At 69.3% G+C, this 16,528-nt stretch carries 11 protein-coding genes; 4 read left to right on the top strand and 7 right to left on the bottom strand.

Annotated elements, in window-relative coordinates; all coding sequences use genetic code 11:
* Positions 1-40 precede the first annotated feature (40 nt).
* A complete protein-coding gene (locus Sm713_RS28200) occupies positions 41-2,626 on the bottom strand; it encodes a DUF6049 family protein (RefSeq protein ID WP_212912841.1) in 2,586 nt (861 codons plus the stop codon).
* A gap of 325 nt (positions 2,627-2,951) precedes the next feature.
* On the opposite strand from Sm713_RS28200, the gene Sm713_RS28195 reads away from it, so the two are divergent.
* Positions 2,952-4,478, top strand: a complete 1,527-nt coding sequence (locus tag Sm713_RS28195) for a CCA tRNA nucleotidyltransferase (protein WP_374196081.1) — start codon at positions 2,952-2,954, stop codon at positions 4,476-4,478.
* 226 nt (positions 4,479-4,704) lie between these two features.
* On the opposite strand, the gene Sm713_RS28190 is transcribed toward Sm713_RS28195, so the two are convergent.
* The 3 genes from Sm713_RS28190 to Sm713_RS28180 form a co-directional block, all read right to left on the bottom strand.
* Positions 4,705-5,991, bottom strand: coding sequence for an MFS transporter (locus tag Sm713_RS28190; protein WP_212912840.1), 1,287 nt, complete (start codon positions 5,989-5,991; stop codon positions 4,705-4,707).
* A 132-nt stretch (positions 5,992-6,123) separates the two neighbouring features.
* The gene (locus Sm713_RS28185) at positions 6,124-7,206 is read right to left on the bottom strand and encodes an inositol-3-phosphate synthase (protein ID WP_212912839.1); all 1,083 of its coding nucleotides are present in this window, start codon (positions 7,204-7,206) and stop codon (positions 6,124-6,126) included.
* 52 nt (positions 7,207-7,258) lie between these two features.
* Positions 7,259-7,957 carry a PadR family transcriptional regulator gene (locus Sm713_RS28180; protein WP_212912838.1) on the bottom strand — a complete coding sequence of 233 codons (699 nt, stop codon included), beginning with the start codon at positions 7,955-7,957 and terminating at the stop codon, positions 7,259-7,261.
* A gap of 449 nt (positions 7,958-8,406) precedes the next feature.
* On the opposite strand from Sm713_RS28180, the gene Sm713_RS28175 reads away from it, so the two are divergent.
* Positions 8,407-11,151 carry a transglycosylase domain-containing protein gene (locus Sm713_RS28175; RefSeq protein WP_212912837.1) on the top strand — a complete coding sequence of 915 codons (2,745 nt, stop codon included), beginning with the start codon at positions 8,407-8,409 and terminating at the stop codon, positions 11,149-11,151.
* A 148-nt stretch (positions 11,152-11,299) separates the two neighbouring features.
* Positions 11,300-12,835 (top strand): glycosyltransferase family 87 protein, encoded by a 1,536-nt coding sequence (locus Sm713_RS28170; protein WP_212912836.1) that lies wholly within the window; start codon positions 11,300-11,302, stop codon positions 12,833-12,835.
* A gap of 251 nt (positions 12,836-13,086) precedes the next feature.
* Here the strand turns inward: Sm713_RS28170 and Sm713_RS28165 are convergent, their stop codons facing one another.
* The 3 genes from Sm713_RS28165 to Sm713_RS28155 all read right to left on the bottom strand — a co-directional run bounded on the left by Sm713_RS28165 (position 13,087) and on the right by Sm713_RS28155 (position 15,894).
* Positions 13,087-14,121 carry an alanine racemase gene (locus tag Sm713_RS28165; RefSeq protein ID WP_212912835.1) on the bottom strand — a complete coding sequence of 345 codons (1,035 nt, stop codon included), beginning with the start codon at positions 14,119-14,121 and terminating at the stop codon, positions 13,087-13,089.
* A 156-nt stretch (positions 14,122-14,277) separates the two neighbouring features.
* On the bottom strand, positions 14,278-15,399 hold the full coding sequence (femX, locus tag Sm713_RS28160; protein ID WP_212912834.1) for a peptidoglycan bridge formation glycyltransferase FemX: 1,122 nt from the start codon (positions 15,397-15,399) through the stop codon (positions 14,278-14,280).
* A gap of 180 nt (positions 15,400-15,579) precedes the next feature.
* A complete protein-coding gene (locus tag Sm713_RS28155) occupies positions 15,580-15,894 on the bottom strand; it encodes a hypothetical protein (RefSeq protein ID WP_212912833.1) in 315 nt (104 codons plus the stop codon).
* A gap of 326 nt (positions 15,895-16,220) precedes the next feature.
* Here Sm713_RS28155 and rpsF point away from each other — a divergent pair, with 326 nt between their 5' ends.
* The gene (gene rpsF, locus Sm713_RS28150) at positions 16,221-16,511 is read left to right on the top strand and encodes a 30S ribosomal protein S6 (protein ID WP_212912832.1); all 291 of its coding nucleotides are present in this window, start codon (positions 16,221-16,223) and stop codon (positions 16,509-16,511) included.
* Positions 16,512-16,528: the final 17 nt, after the last annotated feature.

Below are 16,528 nucleotides of genomic sequence, written 5' to 3'. Positions count from 1 at the left end.
CCCACCTCATCGTCTCCGGCCGGCCCGGCCACGACATCGCTCAACGGTCCACTCTCTCACCCGTCCCGGACGGGCCGGTGGTTCCCGGAGCGGTGTCCGGTACTGGGTCACTCGCCTGCCCAGAGGCGGCGACACCCGACTCCTGGAGCCTCCCCGAAGCCGTTCCGCCGCGCTGGGCGCCCGTCCCGGGGGCGTCGTCGCCCGCCGGGGCCCCGGAGCCCGCTGAGGCCCCGGAACCGGAGGCACCTGGCCCGCGCCCGCCGGTCCCCACAGTCTCAGCGGCGTCCTGGGCGGGCGCGGTGGCCTCGCCGGACCCGCTCACCGGCGAGGCGTCGTCGTCCGACTCCTCCTCCGGCACCTCGGCAGCGTCCGCGTCGTCCTCGGGACCGCGTTCCGCGGCCTGCCGGGCCGCCTCCCGCTTGCGCTGGGTGTACATACGGAATCCGGCGAGCACCAGCAGCAGCACGCCGCCCGCGATGACCAGCATCACCGTGGCCGTGACCTCGGTCACGTCCACATCGAAGGTGACGGGAGGCCCGTACAGCTGCCCGTCCTCGGTGTAGAGCTGGGCGGTCACCGGCACCGGACCGTTGGCGTTGGCGGTGGTGGTGAACTTCACGGACTGGCTGTGGCCGCCGCTGACCTTCACCGGCTGCTCGCTGTAGGCGCCGTTGCCGATCTTGAGCCGGGTGGGCCGTTTCGAGGTGAGCCGGAGCGTCAGGTGGTCGGCGCCCTGGACCAGGTTGTTCTGCACGGTCACGGGGATCGTGGCGCTGCGCCCCGAGAGCTTGGTGTCGGACTTCTCGATCAGGTGGACGCCGTCGCTCAGCCCGCCCAGATAGGACGAGACCCCCTCGCGGAACGACTGGGCGTCGGCGTCGTGGCCCCGCCAGGACGTGGACATCTCACGGTCCATGGCCCGCCCGAAGGGAGTGATCACCCGGGAGGAGTCCGTGAGGACACCCTTGAAGTGGTCGAGATTGCGCTCGGTGTCCGCGATGGACGTGAACGCGTCCACGGGGATCTGCTGGTCCCGCAGTGCCCGCGGGTACGAGTGGGGGGAGGGCACACGGGTGGTGGCGCCCGGGTCGGGCTTGGCGTCGGCGGCCGCCGCGAGGCCCTGGGGTTGGGACCAGCCGCTGCTCTGGAGGGCCGCCACCGCCTGCGCCATCGTCTGGGCCTGGCTGGCGCTCGGCATGCGCTGCGGGGCCACCACGATGCTGCGCTGGGTGTGGGGCGCCTGCTGCCTGATCATCAGGCTCTGGGCGAGGAAGTCCTGCACGGCCAGCGTGGAGGTCTCGGCGCGTGTCATGTCGCCCTGGAAGGCCTTCGAGAGGCCGGCGTCGGCCACCACCGCCGTCGTACCGCCGCCGATCGGGCGGGCCGCCGTGGGCGTGTAGGGCAGTCCGCCGGTCTCGCGGAAGCTGTCGCTGCGGGCGATCACCGCGTGGGCGCCCGCGGAGGTGGCGACATCGATGATGGACGGGTCGACGGCCCCCTCGGCGGGCCACGCGAATCCGGTGTCCGGTTTCACGTGGAGCACCGTCTCGACCGTGGTGGAAGCCACGTCGGTGGCGTCCTGGAGGTGGCTCAGCGAGCCGGAGACGTTCTTGCCGGTGTGCGCGAGCGAGGCCAGATCGGGGTCACCGAAGGGCAGGGCGACGACCTTCTGGTCTGCCACGGTCTTCTCGAGGTCGTTCAGCCACTGCTTGGCCACCGCCTGGTTCGTGCCCGGCTTGGTGGTGCCGTTCGGCTGCTGGATCCGGTAGCTCCGGGTCATCGCGTCGGCCGACGCCAGCAGGTCCGGGTCGATGACCCAGGTCACGTTGAGCTTGCTGCCGAGCGCCACCATCTGCTGGAGCCGGCCCCCGGGGCCGATCTCCTTCGCCAACTCGTCGTCGTGGAAGACGGGCGTCTGCTGCTCGTCCGAACCCGTCTCCGCCGTGAGGTGCGTGCTGGAGATCAGCGGCCACAGATAGGTGGTCTTGGTCTTCGGGGTGGCGGACTCGGGCTGCCACGGCAGGACGGTCCGCTGGACGCCCAGCACCTGCTGCCAGGGCTGCTCGGTGGTCTGTCCGGTGAGGGTGACACCGAGCTGGTAGACGCCGTCGGAGTCCAGGTGGAGCTTGCTGATGGGCACCGAGAGCGTGAAGGGGAGCGGGGCGCCGGGCGCGAGCTTCGCGACGGTCATGCTGTACTTGCCGTCGATCGGGGTGCCCTCGGGTACCGTCCCGAACGCCGCGTGCCTGGAGACCCCCTCGATCGCCGACCGGCCGTCCAGCGTCGGCCCCGTGCGTAGCGCCAGGGACGCGCCGGTGATCGTGTGGTGGCTCTTGTTCGTGAGCATTCCGGAGACCTTCAGGGTGTCCCCCTCGCGCGGTGCGGCGGGCGTGAGCGCGTTGAGCGCCACGTCCACGGTCCCCGACCCGATGGGCTCGGCCTGGGTGGCGACCCGGCCGGCGGTGCCGCGCGAGGCGTCGGCCTGCGTTCCGGCCGCCGCCGGGGTGGACGAGTGCAGCGTCATCCCGACGACGAGCGGCGCGCCCGCGAGCAGCGCCCCGGTGCGCCATAGCCACCGTCGGGCGACCGAGGCACTCGTCCCCTGCATGTCTGCCGCCTCGGCCACGTCCTCGTCCGTCCTCGTCGTCAGTGGTCGTCGGTGCCCGCCAGCGCGTGTCCACGCTCGTGGGAAAGCTGTTCCCCGCATGGTAACGAGGCTCGCTGTGGAGACGCGCCACGCACCGTCCACAGCGATCAACCCACCGGCACGCCGCGGATACGCCCTACCGGTCCGGGCAGGGTACCGGGACCGGGGGGTACGTCTTGCGACCGAGGGTCACCGACGCTGCCGGCCGCCCCGCGTGCGGGTGGCCGGCCGGGCGCTCGGCGGCCGCTCCGGGCGGTCCTCGGGCGGCACGGCGGGGGACCGCGGCCACGTACCCTTTTCTGTTGTGCCGAACGCCAACGAAGACAAGTCCAGCGAAGAGAAGTCCAGTGAGGACAGGCCGAGTGCTCTGAGCCAGGTGCAGCACCGGGCGGTCAGCGAGTTGCTGCGGGTGTCCCCCGTCGCCGACGATCTGGCCCGCCGGTTCAGGATCGCCGGGTTCTCCCTCTCGCTGGTGGGGGGATCGGTCCGGGACGCTCTGCTGGGACGGCTCGGCAACGATCTGGACTTCACGACCGACGCCCGTCCCCAGGACGTACTGAAGATCGTCCGGCCCTGGGCCGACGCGGTCTGGGAGGTGGGGATCGCCTTCGGCACCGTGGGCTGTCACAAGAACGGTCATGTCGACGGGACCGATCAGACTTTCCAGATCGAGATCACGACTTTCCGGTCCGAGTCGTACGACCGCACTTCGCGCAAGCCCGAGGTTGCCTACGGTGACTCCATCGAGGAGGACCTCGTCCGCCGCGACTTCACCGTGAACGCCATGGCGGTGTCGCTGCCCGAGAAGACCTTCATCGATCCGCACGGCGGGCTCAGGGACCTCGCGGAGCGGGTGCTGCGCACTCCGGGGACCCCGGAAGCCTCGTTCTCCGACGATCCGCTGCGGATGATGCGGGCCGCGCGGTTCGCCGCCCAGCTGGACTTCGAGGTCGCCCCCGAGGTCGTCACGGCCATGAAGGCGATGGCGGAGCGCATCGACATCGTCTCCGCGGAGCGGGTCCGCGACGAGCTCAACAAGCTGGTGCTCTCCGCGCACCCCCGCAAGGGGCTGACGCTGCTGGTGGAGACCGGCCTCGCCGACCGCGTCCTGCCGGAGCTGCCCGCCCTCCGCCTGGAGCGGGACGAGCACCACCGGCACAAGGACGTCTACGAGCACACGCTGATCGTGCTGGAGCAGGCCATGGCCCTGGAGGAGGACGGTCCCGACCTCACCCTCCGGCTGGCGGCGCTGCTGCACGACATCGGCAAGCCGAGGACCCGAAGGTTCGAGAAGGACGGCCGTGTCTCCTTCCACCACCACGAGGTGGTGGGCGCCAAGATGACGAAGAAGCGGCTGACCGCGCTCAAGTACTCGAACGACATGGTGAAGGACGTCTCGCGTCTGGTCGAGCTGCACCTCCGCTTCCATGGCTACGGCACCGGAGACTGGACGGACTCCGCTGTGCGCCGTTACGTACGGGACGCCGGCCCGCTGCTCTCCCTGCTCCACAAGCTGACCCGCTCGGACTGCACCACGCGGAACCGGCGCAAGGCGGCTGCGCTCTCCCGTGCCTACGACGGGCTGGAGGAGCGCATCGCCCAGCTTCAGGAGCAGGAGGAGCTGGACGCGATCCGCCCCGACCTCGACGGCAACGAGATCATGAAGATCCTCGATATCGCTCCGGGGCCGGTCGTGGGCGGGGCCTACACCTTCCTTCTGGAAATGCGTCTGGAGCACGGACCGCTGGGGCACGACCGGGCAGTGGAGGCGCTGCTGGAGTGGTGGAGGGGCCGGCGGGAGGAGTCGGCGGAGAAGAGCCAGGGGAGCTAGGGAAGAGGGCTGAGCGCCCGAGGGGGCGATGTTTCACGTGAAACATCGCCCCCTCGCGTGTGGCACCTGGTGGCTGCCATAGGTCAGGAGCGGCGGTCGGAGCGCTGGGCCGGTCGGGTCGATGTTTCACGTGAAACGTCGACCGTTCGCGCGCCCCGAGTGGCGCTCGGGGAGTTCGCCGTGGTGGCCGTCACGGTGCCGGCGTCGTCGACCTGCCTGGCGAGTCTCACCGTCCGTCAAACCGAGCCATTGCCAGGGTTGTTGCCCCGTAGATTGCGGTGACCGTGACGACCAGAGCCGTGGACCGGCCGTCGGGCGGCAGGATCAACGCGGCGACTCCCGCGGCACCCACGAAGGCGACGTTGAAGAGCACGTCGTATACGGAGAAGATCCGGCCGCGGAAGCGGTCGTCGACCGAGGACTGCACCACGGTGTCCGTGGAGATCTTCGCGCCCTGGGTGATCAGTCCGAGGATGAAGGCGGCGACGAGGAGCGGCACGGGGGCGAAGGGCAGGCCGAGTGGCGGCACCAGGAGGGTGGCCGCGCCCGAACAGGCGATGATCCATCCGCCGGCGCCCAACCGGGCCACGGCAACGGGTGTCAGCACGGCCGCGGCGAAGAAACCGGCCCCCGAGAGACTCACCGCGAGCCCCAGCAGTGCCAGCCCGCCGACCCGTCCGGCCACCCCCGTATCGCCGGACGGCCATGCGTAGCGGCAGAGCATCAGCACCATCACCGTCAGGGCGCCGTAGCAGAACCGCATCAGCGTCATCGCCAGGAGCGCCCGCGCCGCCCGCCTCCGCCGCGGAGCCGCCAGATGCCGGACGCCCGCGGCGAGGCCGCGCGCGGTGCCCAACAGCGCGGCGCCGAGCCCGGGGCGGGCGGCATCGGCGTCAGGGCCCAGCAGGGCCCGGCCTATTCGGAGCGCGGTCAGCGCCGAGGCGAGGTAGAGGGCTGCCGAGAGCGTCACGACCGATGCGGGTCCGCTCTCGTCGGGGCCCGCCAGGCGGACCACGAAGGCCAGCCCGCCGCCGAGGGTCGCGGCGAGCGTTCCGGCCGTGGGGGAAAGGGAGTTGGCCAGCACCAGCCGCTCGGCGTCGACGACGTGGGGCAGCGCCGCGGAGAGGCCGGCCAGGACGAAGCGGTTCACGGCAGTCACGGCGAGCGCGGAGACGTAGAAGAGCCAACCCGGGGCGGTGCCCGCCACCAGCGCGGCGGTGGCCAGAGCCAGCAGGGCACGCAGGAGATTGCCGTACAGGAAGACCTGCCGCCGCTGGAGCCGGTCCAGGAGGACCCCGGCGAAGGGGCCGACGAGCGAGTACGGCAGGAGTAGGACGGCCATGGCGGAGGCGATGGCGCCTGCCGAGGTCTCCTTCTCCGGGGAGAAGACCACGTAGGCCGCCAGCCCCACCTGGTAGACGCCGTCGGCCCCTTGGGAGAGCAGCCGTACGGCGAGGAGCCGCCGGAAGTCCGGGAAGCGCAGCAGGACGCGCAGGTCGCCGACGAGGGCCATGGGACCAAGCCTCACACACCCCCGGAACGCCACGAGCCCCGGGCGGATGCCCGGGGCCCTTGACCGCTCACGGCAGGCCAACCCGGGTGAACTCCCGGGCCTTCGACTCCCTGATCCGTGCCGGGAGCGGAGTCAGCGCTCGACCTCGCCCCTGATGAACTTCTCGACGTTCTCGCGGGCCTCGTCGTCGAAGTACTGCACCGGCGGGGACTTCATGAAGTACGAGGAGGCGGAGAGGACGGGGCCGCCGATGCCGCGGTCCTTGGCGATCTTGGCGGCGCGCAGGGCGTCGATGATGACGCCCGCGGAGTTCGGGGAGTCCCAGACCTCGAGCTTGTACTCCAGGTTCAGCGGGACGTCGCCGAAGGCGCGGCCCTCCAGGCGGACGTAGGCCCACTTGCGGTCGTCGAGCCAGGCCACGTAGTCGGACGGGCCGATGTGGACGTTGTCGGCGCCGAGTTCGCGGTCGCGGATCTGGGAGGTGACGGACTGCGTCTTGGAGATCTTCTTGGACTCCAGGCGCTCGCGCTCCAGCATGTTCTTGAAGTCCATGTTGCCGCCGACGTTGAGCTGCATCGTGCGGTCCAGGATGACGCCGCGGTCCTCGAAGAGCTTGGCCAGGACGCGGTGCGTGATGGTGGCGCCGACCTGGGACTTGATGTCGTCACCGACGATCGGCACGCCGGCCTCGGTGAACCTGTCCGCCCACTCCTTCGTGCCGGCGATGAAGACCGGCAGGGCGTTCACGAAGGCGACCTTGGCGTCGATGGCGCACTGTGCGTAGAACTTCGCGGCGTCCTCGGAACCGACGGGGAGGTAGCAGACGAGGACGTCGACCTGCTTGTCCCTGAGGACCTGGACGATGTCGACCGGAGCCTCCGGCGACTCCTCGATGGTCTCGCGGTAGTACTTGCCGAGGCCGTCGAGCGTGTGGCCGCGCTGCACCGACACCCCGGTGGTGGGCACGTCAGCGATCTTGATGGTGTTGTTCTCGCTGGCCCCGATGGCGTCGGAGAGGTCGAGACCGACCTTCTTGGCGTCGATGTCGAAAGCCGCGACGAACTCGATGTCGCTGATGTGGTAGTCGCCGAACTGGACGTGCATCAGGCCCGGCACCTTGGCTTTCGGGTCTGCGTCCTTGTAGTACTCGACTCCCTGGACCAGCGATGCGGCGCAGTTGCCCACGCCTACGATGGCTACACGAACCGAACCCATTCCGCTTGCTCCCTGTGATCTGTGCGGATAAGGCCTGCGGACCCGCAGGTCCTTACTTGGTGGAGTCGTCGGACGGATCCGGCCGGGTCTCCCCGGACCGGGGCAGGCCGCCCGATGGCCCCGATGTGTCCTGCTGAGCGGTGCCCCCCGTGGCGGTCGGGGCGGCATCTTCATCCTGCTGCCGCTGGTTCCGGCCCGCTCGTTCGCTCTCGATCAGCTCATTCAGCCAGCGCACCTCGCGCTCCACGGACTCCATTCCGTGTCGCTGCAACTCCAGCGTGTAGCTGTCGAGGCGCTCCCTGGTGCGGGACAGGGAGGCGCGCATCTTCTCCAGGCGCTCCTCCAGCCGTCCGCGGCGGCCCTCCAGTACACGCATGCGCACATCCCGTGACGTCTGTCCGAAGAAGGCGAAACGGGCGGCGAAGTGCTCGTCCTCATAAGCGTCCGGGCCGGTCTGCGAGAGCAGCTCCTCGAAGTGCTCCTTGCCCTCGGCGGTCAGCCGGTAGACGATCTTGGCCCGGCGGCCCGCGAGAGGAGCGGCGAGGGGATCCTGCGCCGTACTGCCCGGTTCCTCGATCAGCCAGCCCTGGCCGACCAGAGTCTTCAGGCAGGGGTAGAGCGACCCGTAGCTGAAGGCGCGGAACACCCCCAGCGACGTATTGAGCCGTTTACGCAGCTCGTAGCCGTGCATCGGGGACTCGCGGAGCAGGCCGAGGATGGCGAACTCGAGGATGCCTGAGCGCCGGCTCATCGTCGCCTCCTTCTGCACGGCCTGGCCGTGCCCGCCGCCTGCTCCGTCGCCGATGCCGGGCCCGTGCGGACCGTCCGCTCGGGGGTGAGATCGGTGGAGTCGGTTGTGCGCCCCACGTTTATCTCACTCTGATGTATCGGCTCGATACATCTCGACGATAGAACGAGGGGACGGATGCGACAAGAGGGGGAGCGGTGAACGGCATCACATCAGGGTTTCGCAGGGAAGAGTTGCCTGTTTTCGGGGGCCTTCCGTCTTACGTCGGTTTTGACGGTGCGTAGTCTGTGCGCCATGCAAACCGCCGGGAACCGAGTGACGCTCCCCTATCGTCGTTCTTCCCGGTGCACTGCGGGTGAGTGCCGGCAAGGCCGCATCCGTATGTCGGGGGAAGCCGGAAAACTGTTGTCGTGCCCAGGCGGACCAGCGCCTGTCCGAGGAGTAGTCCTTCGATGAGCGAGCACCGTCGCAAATCGCCGCAGTCCGGAGGTGGCGGACGTGCCGCGGCCCGCCGTGGTACCTCTGCGACCCCGCCGGGTCGCCGGTCCGCCCCCCGAGGCTCCGGTACACCTTCCGACTCATACGACTCTTATGGCTCACCCAGCGAGGGAGCCGGTGGTGAGCCGCCTTATCAGGGCCGAGCCGCGGCCCGCCGGGCCGCACAGCGCGGCGGCAGGCGCCGAGCGCCCGACGGCGGAGGCCGTGGTGGCCACGGCGGCCGCGGCCACCGGGGCGGAGGTCCCGGCGGCCCGGGCGGCCCCGGCAGGGGCGGCCCCCCGCCCAAGAAGCGGTTCATCGACTATCCACGCGCCGGCAAGTACGGCTGGGGTCGCTGGGTGCCGTCCTGGCGCCTGGTGAGCGGGATGTTCATCACCTTCTTCGGTGGCATCCTCGTGGCTGCCGGCCTCGCGTACGCGATGGTGGGCGTGCCCAACGAGGCCACGTCCGCGAAGGCCCAGAACAACGTGTACTACTGGGCGGACGGCAGCGAGATGGTCGCCACGGGCGGTGGAGCCAACCGCCAGATCATCAAGTACGAGGACATCCCGGAGGCCATGCGCTGGGCCGTCATCTCCGCCGAGAACAAGACGTTCTGGACGGACAAGGGCGTCGACCCGATGGGCATCACCCGGGCCTTCGTCAACATGGCCAAGGGCGGTGAGACCCAGGGCGGTTCCACCATCACCCAGCAGTACGTGAAGAACGCCCGGCTCGACGACCAGGCCCAGACCTTCACCCGTAAGTTCAAGGAACTCTTCATCTCGATCAAGGTCGGCGCCCAGGTGCCCAAGACCGAGATCCTGTCGGGTTACCTGAACACGGCGTACTACGGCCGCGGTGCCTACGGCATCCAGGCCGCCGCCCACGCGTACTTCAACACGGATGCGTCCAAGCTCAACCCGAGCCAGTGCGCTTTCCTTGCGGCCCTCCTCAAGGGCGCCACGTACTACGACCCGGCGGGCAACACGAACTACGACCCGGCCGCCACGCCCCAGGCGAACAGGGCGCGGGCCGAGCAGCGTTGGAGCTGGATCCTTGACCAGGAGGTCAAGTACGACCACATGACCGCCACCGAGCGCGCCAAGTGGACCAAGTTCCCCGAGGTCAAGGACCCGCACTCCAACGGCCAGCTCGGCGGGCAGATCGGTTACCTGGTCGACCTCGCCAACGGATACGCCGTCAACACGGCCAACATCCCGGAGTCGAACCTCCAGCGCGGCGGCTACCAGATCTACACGACCTTCGACAAGAAGAAGGTCGACGAGCTGAAGAACTCGGTGGACAAGGTCCGCAAGTCGAAGATCGACCCCAAGAAGCGCCCGGACACCGACACGCACGTGCAGTTCGGCGGCGCCTCGGTCGACCCGAGCACGGGAGCCATCGAGGCCATCTACGGCGGTGAGGACGCCACCAAGCACTTCACCAACAACGCCGACCAGACGGGTGCTCAGGTCGGTTCGACCTGGAAGCCGTTCGTCCTGGCCGCCGCCTTGCGGGACGGCGTACGGGATCCCAAGGGCCCCGAGGATCAAGGCGACGACGAACGCACCGTCCTCTCGCCGAAGAGCGAGTTCAGTGGAAAGAACAAGCTCAAGATCAAGCAGTACGACGGGTCCTACTGGACGGACGACAAGGGCAAGGAGTGGCTCCAGACCAACGACGGCAACGAGTCGTACGGAAAGAAGCCGGACTACAAGATCAGCCTCCGCGAGGCGATGCAGTTCTCGGTGAACTCGCCCTACGTGCAGCTCGGTATGGACGTCGGTCTGGACAAGGTCAAGCAGGCGGCGCTCGACGCGGGCATCCTCGACGGCAGTCTCGCCAGCTACGGCTTCCCCTCGTTCTCGATCGGCACCTCCGACCCCAGCGCCATCCGCATGGCGGGCGCCTACGGGACGTTCGCGGAGCACGGCCAGCAGCGCGATCCGTACTCGGTCAAGTCGATCAAGCACGAGGGCGACGTCACCTACCGGCACAAGGACAAGGTCAATCAGCCCTTCACGCCGCAGGTTGCCGACAACATCACCGATGTGCTGAAGAACGTCGTCGACCACGGCACCGGTACCGCCGCCAAGCTGACGGGCCGCGATGTGGCGGGCAAGACGGGTACCACGGACGGCAACAAGTCCGCCTGGTTCGTCGGGTACACCCCGCAGCTGTCCACGGCGATCTCCATGTACCGCCTCGACGACAACGAGAAGAGCAAGAAGCGCGAGTTCCTGGAGATGTTCGGCACCGGTGGCGAGGAGAAGATCCACGGTGCCTCGTTCCCGGCGCAGATCTGGCACGACTACATGACCGAGGCGCTCGCGGGTACCCAGCCCGTACCCTTCACCAAGCCGCAGCCCATCGGTGAGGTCGTGGGGACGCCGTCGCCGTCGCCGACGCCGTCCGACAGTGCCAGCCCGAGTGACACGCCCACGCCCAGCCCGACCGACTCCGGTCCGTCCGGCAGCCCCAGCCCCTCGGACTCCGGTCAGAGCTGTGGTCCCTGGTTCCCCTGTGACGGCGGAACGGGCAACGGAGGCGCCACCAACGGAGGCACCACGAACGGTGGAACCACCGATGGGGGAACCACAACCGGTAACACCGGAGGCACCGATACCGGCGGTACCAACGGGGGCGGAAACGGCGCCAACGGTGGCACCGACGACGGAGGACTCTTCGGAGGGCCGACGGGTGGTCGCAAGCCATGACGGTGCTGAGCCGGTGACCACCGTCGCCATCCGGTGTTTCACGTGAAACACCGAGCCGGATGAGAGCACGTACGAGGGCCGTCCCTTCCAGGGGCGGCCCTCGTGCCGTTGTGGGCCTTCTTAGGCTTCCCCAGGCCCGTACGGCAGGATGGGCGGCATGCCCAGTGCAGAGATGATGCCCACGAGCCCGGTGGATCCGGTGGATCCGGCGGTGGTAGGGCCCACCAGGGAGGACGAGGTCGCCGCGGTCGGCAGTGAGCTGATCGGTGGCCCGCTGGGGCGCCGGGCGCTCCTGGGGACGTCCTGGTGGACTCCGGTGCGGGTCATCGCGCTCGTCATGCTCGGGATGTTCGCGCTGGGCATGGTGCAGAAGTTCCCGTGCTACGACAGCGCCTGGTTCTTCGGAGCGAGCTCCCAGTACACCCACGCCTGCTACTCCGACGTCCCCCATCTCTTCCAGGGCCGGGGCTTCGCGGACGGTCTCGTGCCGTACTTCGACCGGCTGCCGGGAGACATGGATTACCTGGAGTATCCAGTCCTGACCGGCGTGTTTATGGAGGTCGCCTCCTGGCTGACACCGGGCGGCGGCGCCATGCAGCACCGGGAGCAGGTGTACTGGCTGGTCAACTCCGGGATGCTGATGATCTGCGCGGCCTTCGTCGCCGTCTGCGTCACCCGCACCCACCGCCGCCGGCCCTGGGACGGCCTGCTGGTCGCCCTCGCGCCGGCCTTCGCGCTCACCGCCACCATCAACTGGGACCTGCTGGCCGTGGCCCTCACGGCCGGCGCCATGCTGATGTGGGCGCGTGAGCGCTCGCTCGCGTTCGGTGTGCTGCTGGGCCTGGCGACCGCCGCCAAGCTCTACCCCGTGCTGCTGCTGGGCCCGCTGCTCCTGCTCTGCTGGCGTGCGGGCGCCTGGCGCCAGTTCCGGAACGCGTTCATGGGCACGGTCGTGGCCTGGCTGGCGGTGAACCTGCCGGTGCTGCTCCTCGCCCCGGAGGGCTGGGCGAAGTTCTACACGTTCAGCCAGGAGCGGGGCGTGGACTTCGGCTCCTTCTGGCTGATCCTCACGCAGCAGATGACCAACCCGCCGGACACCGCCATGGTCAACACCCTCGCCATGGTCCTGATGGGGGCTGCCTGCGTGGGCATCGCCGTCCTGGTCTTCACCGCGCCGCGCCGGCCGCGCTTCGCCCAGCTGGCCTTCCTGGTGGTGGCCGCGTTCGTGCTCACCAACAAGGTCTACTCGCCGCAGTACGTGCTGTGGCTGATCCCCCTGGCGGCCCTCGCCCGGCCGCGCTGGCGTGACTTCCTGATCTGGCAGGCCTGCGAGACGGCGTACTTCCTGGGGATCTGGATGTACCTCGCCTACACGACCAGCGGGGACAAGCACCGCGGCCTGCCGATGGACGGGTACCACCTGGCCATCGCCGTGCACCTGCTGGGCACGCTCTACCTGTGCGCTCTGGTGGTGCGCGATGCGCTGCTTCCGGAACGGGACCCGGTGCGCCGCTCCGGCGACGACGATCCCTCGGGCGGAGTGCTGGACGGCGCCAAGGACGCCTTCGTGCTGGGCCAGGCGGCCCACCCGCCCCGGCACGCGGCGCATGCTGCCCGGCGGGGTCCGCAGGTGCACTGGGGAGTGGAGGCACCGGGGGCCGCTCAGGCCCGTCCCGGGGAGTGAGAGGCGGCGCTGGGCGGCCCGTCACGGGTGTGCGGGGCGGTGCCGCGGGCGGCCCGGCCGCCGGTGCGTGTCCGGCCGCGAGTGCCTCGCTGTCCGTAGCCCGCCCGTGCCTGCTGTGGGAGCCGTGGCGTACGTGGCCCGCGCGTGCCGTCCAGCACGAGCGTGGGGCCGCCCCGCAGCCGCCAGGCCGCCCGCCCGTGTGGGGCAGACGACCCGCCAGCCCAGTCCCCCAACCTCACGGGTCAGTACATCTAGCGGTCGACCAGGCGGTCGAACTGCGTCGTGGTGTGCCGCAGGTGGGCCACCAGCTCATCGCCCACCTTGGGCTCGGGGGAGCCGTCGGTCGGCACGAAGAGGATGGACACCTGCATGTGCGGCGGCTCCGCGAACCAGCGCTGCTTGCCCGCCCAGACGAACGGGGAGAGGTTCCGGTTGACCGTCGCCAGGCCGGCACGCGCGACGCCCTTGGCGCGCGGCATCACGCCGTTCAGGGCCTTGGGGGCCTCCAGGCCCACCCCGTGCGACGTTCCGCCCGCGACGACCACCAGGAAGCCGTCCGCGGCGGCCCTCTGCTGCCGGTAGCCGAACCGGTCGCCCTTGGCGACCCGGGTGACGTCCAGGACGGCGCCGCGGTACTCGGTGGCGTTGTGGTCGCCCAGCCAGAGCCGCGTGCCGATCCGGGCACGGAAGCGGGTCTGCGGGAACTGCTGCTGGAGGCGGGCCTGCTCCATCGCCCCCAGGTGGCTGACGAACATGGTGTGCAGCGGCAGCCGGGCGGTCCGCAGCCGGTCCATCCAGCCGATGACCTCTTCGACGGCGTCCGAGCCGTCGGTGCGGTCCAGGGGCAGGTGGATGGCGAAGCCCTCCAGCCGCACGTCCTCGATGGCGGCGTGCAGCAGCGGCAGATCGCGCTCGCTCACGCCGTGCCGCTTCATCGACGACATGACCTCGATGACGACGCGGGCGCCCACGAGGCCGTGGACCCCGTCGACCGACGAGACGGACCTGATCACCCGGTCGGGCAGCGGCACCGGCTCCTCACCGCGCCGGAACGGGGTCAGGACCAGCAGGTCACCGCTGAAGTAGTCCTTGATCTGAGCGGCCTCGTAGGTGGTGCCGACGGCGAGGACGTCCGAGCCGAAACGGGTCGCCTCCTCCGCGAGGCGTTCGTGACCGAATCCGTAGCCGTTGCCCTTGCAGACCGGGACGAGCCCCGGGAACTGCTCCAGCACATGCTTCTGATGTGCCCGCCAGCGCGCGGTGTCGACGTACAGCGTGAGCGCCATGGCCGGTCCCGGAACCTTTCTCTGTCTGCGATGTATGGAATATATGGACGGAGATTCTGCCGGATACGCCGGTGAGGAGGATGTGACCCTCGTGTGCCTCGCCGTTCGTGGCCCTGACCGCCCCCTCGGTGCGGTGCCGGCGCCGCCCAACCGTGCTCAGCGGCGCGACATGTATATGTCGAGCGCCTTGTGCAGCAGTTTGTTGAGAGGGAAGTCCCATTCGCCGAGGTACTCGGCAGCCTGCCCACCGGTTCCGACCTTGAACTGGATCAGGCCGAAGAGATGGTCCGACTCGTCCAGCGAGTCGCTGATCCCCCTCAGGTCGTACACGGTGGCCCCGAGCGCGTAGGAGTCCCGCAGCATCCGCCACTGCATCGCGTTGGACGGGCGGACCTCGCGGCCGATGTTGTCCGAGGCGCCGTACGAGTACCAGACGTGCCCGCCCACGACCAGCATGGTCGCGGCGGAGAGGTTCACGCCGTTGTGCCGGGCGAAGTACAGCCGCATGCGGTTGGGGTCCTCGGAGTTCAGGGCCTGCCACATCCGCTGGAAGTAACCGAGCGGCCGGGGACGGAAGCGGTCCCGCACGGCCGTGATCTCGTAGAGCCGCTGCCACTCGGGCAGGTCGTCGTAGCCGCCCTGGACGACCTCGACGCCCGCCTTCTCGGCCTTCTTGATGTTCCGCCGCCAGAGCTGGTTGAAGTTCTTGTGGACCTCTTCCAGGGAGCGGTTGGCCAGCGGCACCTGGAAGACGTAGCGCGGCTGGACGTCGCCGAAGCCGGCGCCGCCGTCCTCGCCCTGCTGCCAGCCCATGCGGCGCAGCCGGTCGGCGACCTCGAAGGCGCGGGCCTCTATGACGTCGGCCTCGATGTCCCGCAGCCGCTTCACGTCCGGGTCCTGTATGCCCTTCTTGATCGAGGCGGCGTCCCAGCGCCTGATCACCACGGGCGGACCCATCTTCACCGAGAAGGCACCCTGCTGCTTGAGGTGCGCCAGCATCGGACGCAGCCACTCGTCGAGGTTCGGCGCGAACCAGTTGATCACCGGGCCCTCGGGCAGGTAGGCGAGGTACCGCTTGATCTTCGGCAGCTGCCGGTACAGCACCAGGCCGGCCCCGACCAGCTCGCCGGATCTGCCGTCGAACCACCCCAGGCTCTCGGAGCGCCACTCCGCTTTCACGTCGGCCCAGGCCGGGACCTGCATGTGACTGGCCGCGGGCAGACTCTGGATGTACGCCAGATGCTGCTCACGACTGATGGTCCTCAAGGTCAGGCTCATTCGGGGCGCTCCTCGGGCTGGTGTGACCCCATGGGTCAGGGGCTCCGGCTCTCGCGCCGAAGCCTACTGCGCCCGCTGAGCGCCTTGTCCGGGCCTTCGAAACCTCGTGCCGGGCCGTTTTCGAACCTCCGTCTCGTCCGGATGCCCGGACGGGGCGCAGGACACCGATCGGTGTGTCCCTCAGGTGATGAGGCCGCCGAAGAGGCCGCCGTGTGCCATGCCGATGAAGAAGCCGATCGCGGAGGCTCCGAGCCCGATGACCAGGCCGAAGCGGGCCCGTGTCGTGGCTGAGATGAACTGCCCGTAGCCGCCCGTGAGCACGCCGATCAGGCCGGTCCAGGAACTGAGCAGGTGGAGATCGGTGTCGATCGAGGTGAAGGCCGCGGTCGCGCCCAGGGCCAGCGTCAGTACCAGCAGGGAGTCCTGAAGCGGGTGGGGCTTGCCATCGGTGGAGAACAGGACGGACACGGGGTTTGATCGCATTGCGTGCGCCATGGGGCACCTCCTGCAAGAAGCAGCGCATGGTAGTGCCGTACACACCCGTAGGTCACCAGACTGCGGGCTTCCGGCGCCGGATTTCAACCGGAAGCACGGGTGCGGGTAGTCTGTACTGTCTGCATCGGTGTCTGCCCAGGGCGAGGCCCCGGTACTCCCCCGCGGGAAAACCAGCCGCCGTCAGGATGGCGGCCGTCAGTCGAGACGGCGCTGTCAGTGGCGGCTGATGTACTCGTCCGTACCGGTCGGACACCGGTGAACACGCATCACGACCCTCCTGCCACGGAACGACCGTGGCCGCTGAGTCCAAAGGAGGTGGGTTCCACATGCGTCATTACGAGGTGATGGTCATCCTCGACCCCGATCTGGAGGAGCGCGCTGTCTCCCCGCTGATCGAGAGCTTCCTCTCCGTCGTCCGTGAGGGCAACGGCAAGGTCGAGAAGGTCGACACCTGGGGCCGTCGTCGTCTCTCCTACGAGATCAACAAGAAGCCCGAGGGCATCTACTCGGTCATCGACCTGCAGGCCGAGCCCGGGATCGTCAAGGAGCTCGACCGCCAGATGAACCTTAACGAGTCGGTCCTCCGGACCAAGGTGCTCCGTCCCGAGACCCACTGAGCCGGCCGGCTCAGCGG

Source organism: Streptomyces sp. TS71-3 (assembly GCF_018327685.1).
Classification (GTDB): Bacteria; Actinomycetota; Actinomycetes; order Streptomycetales; family Streptomycetaceae; genus Streptomyces.
The sequence above is the reverse complement of the archived record's forward strand: the minus strand, read 5'-3'. Positions and strand labels throughout refer to the sequence as shown.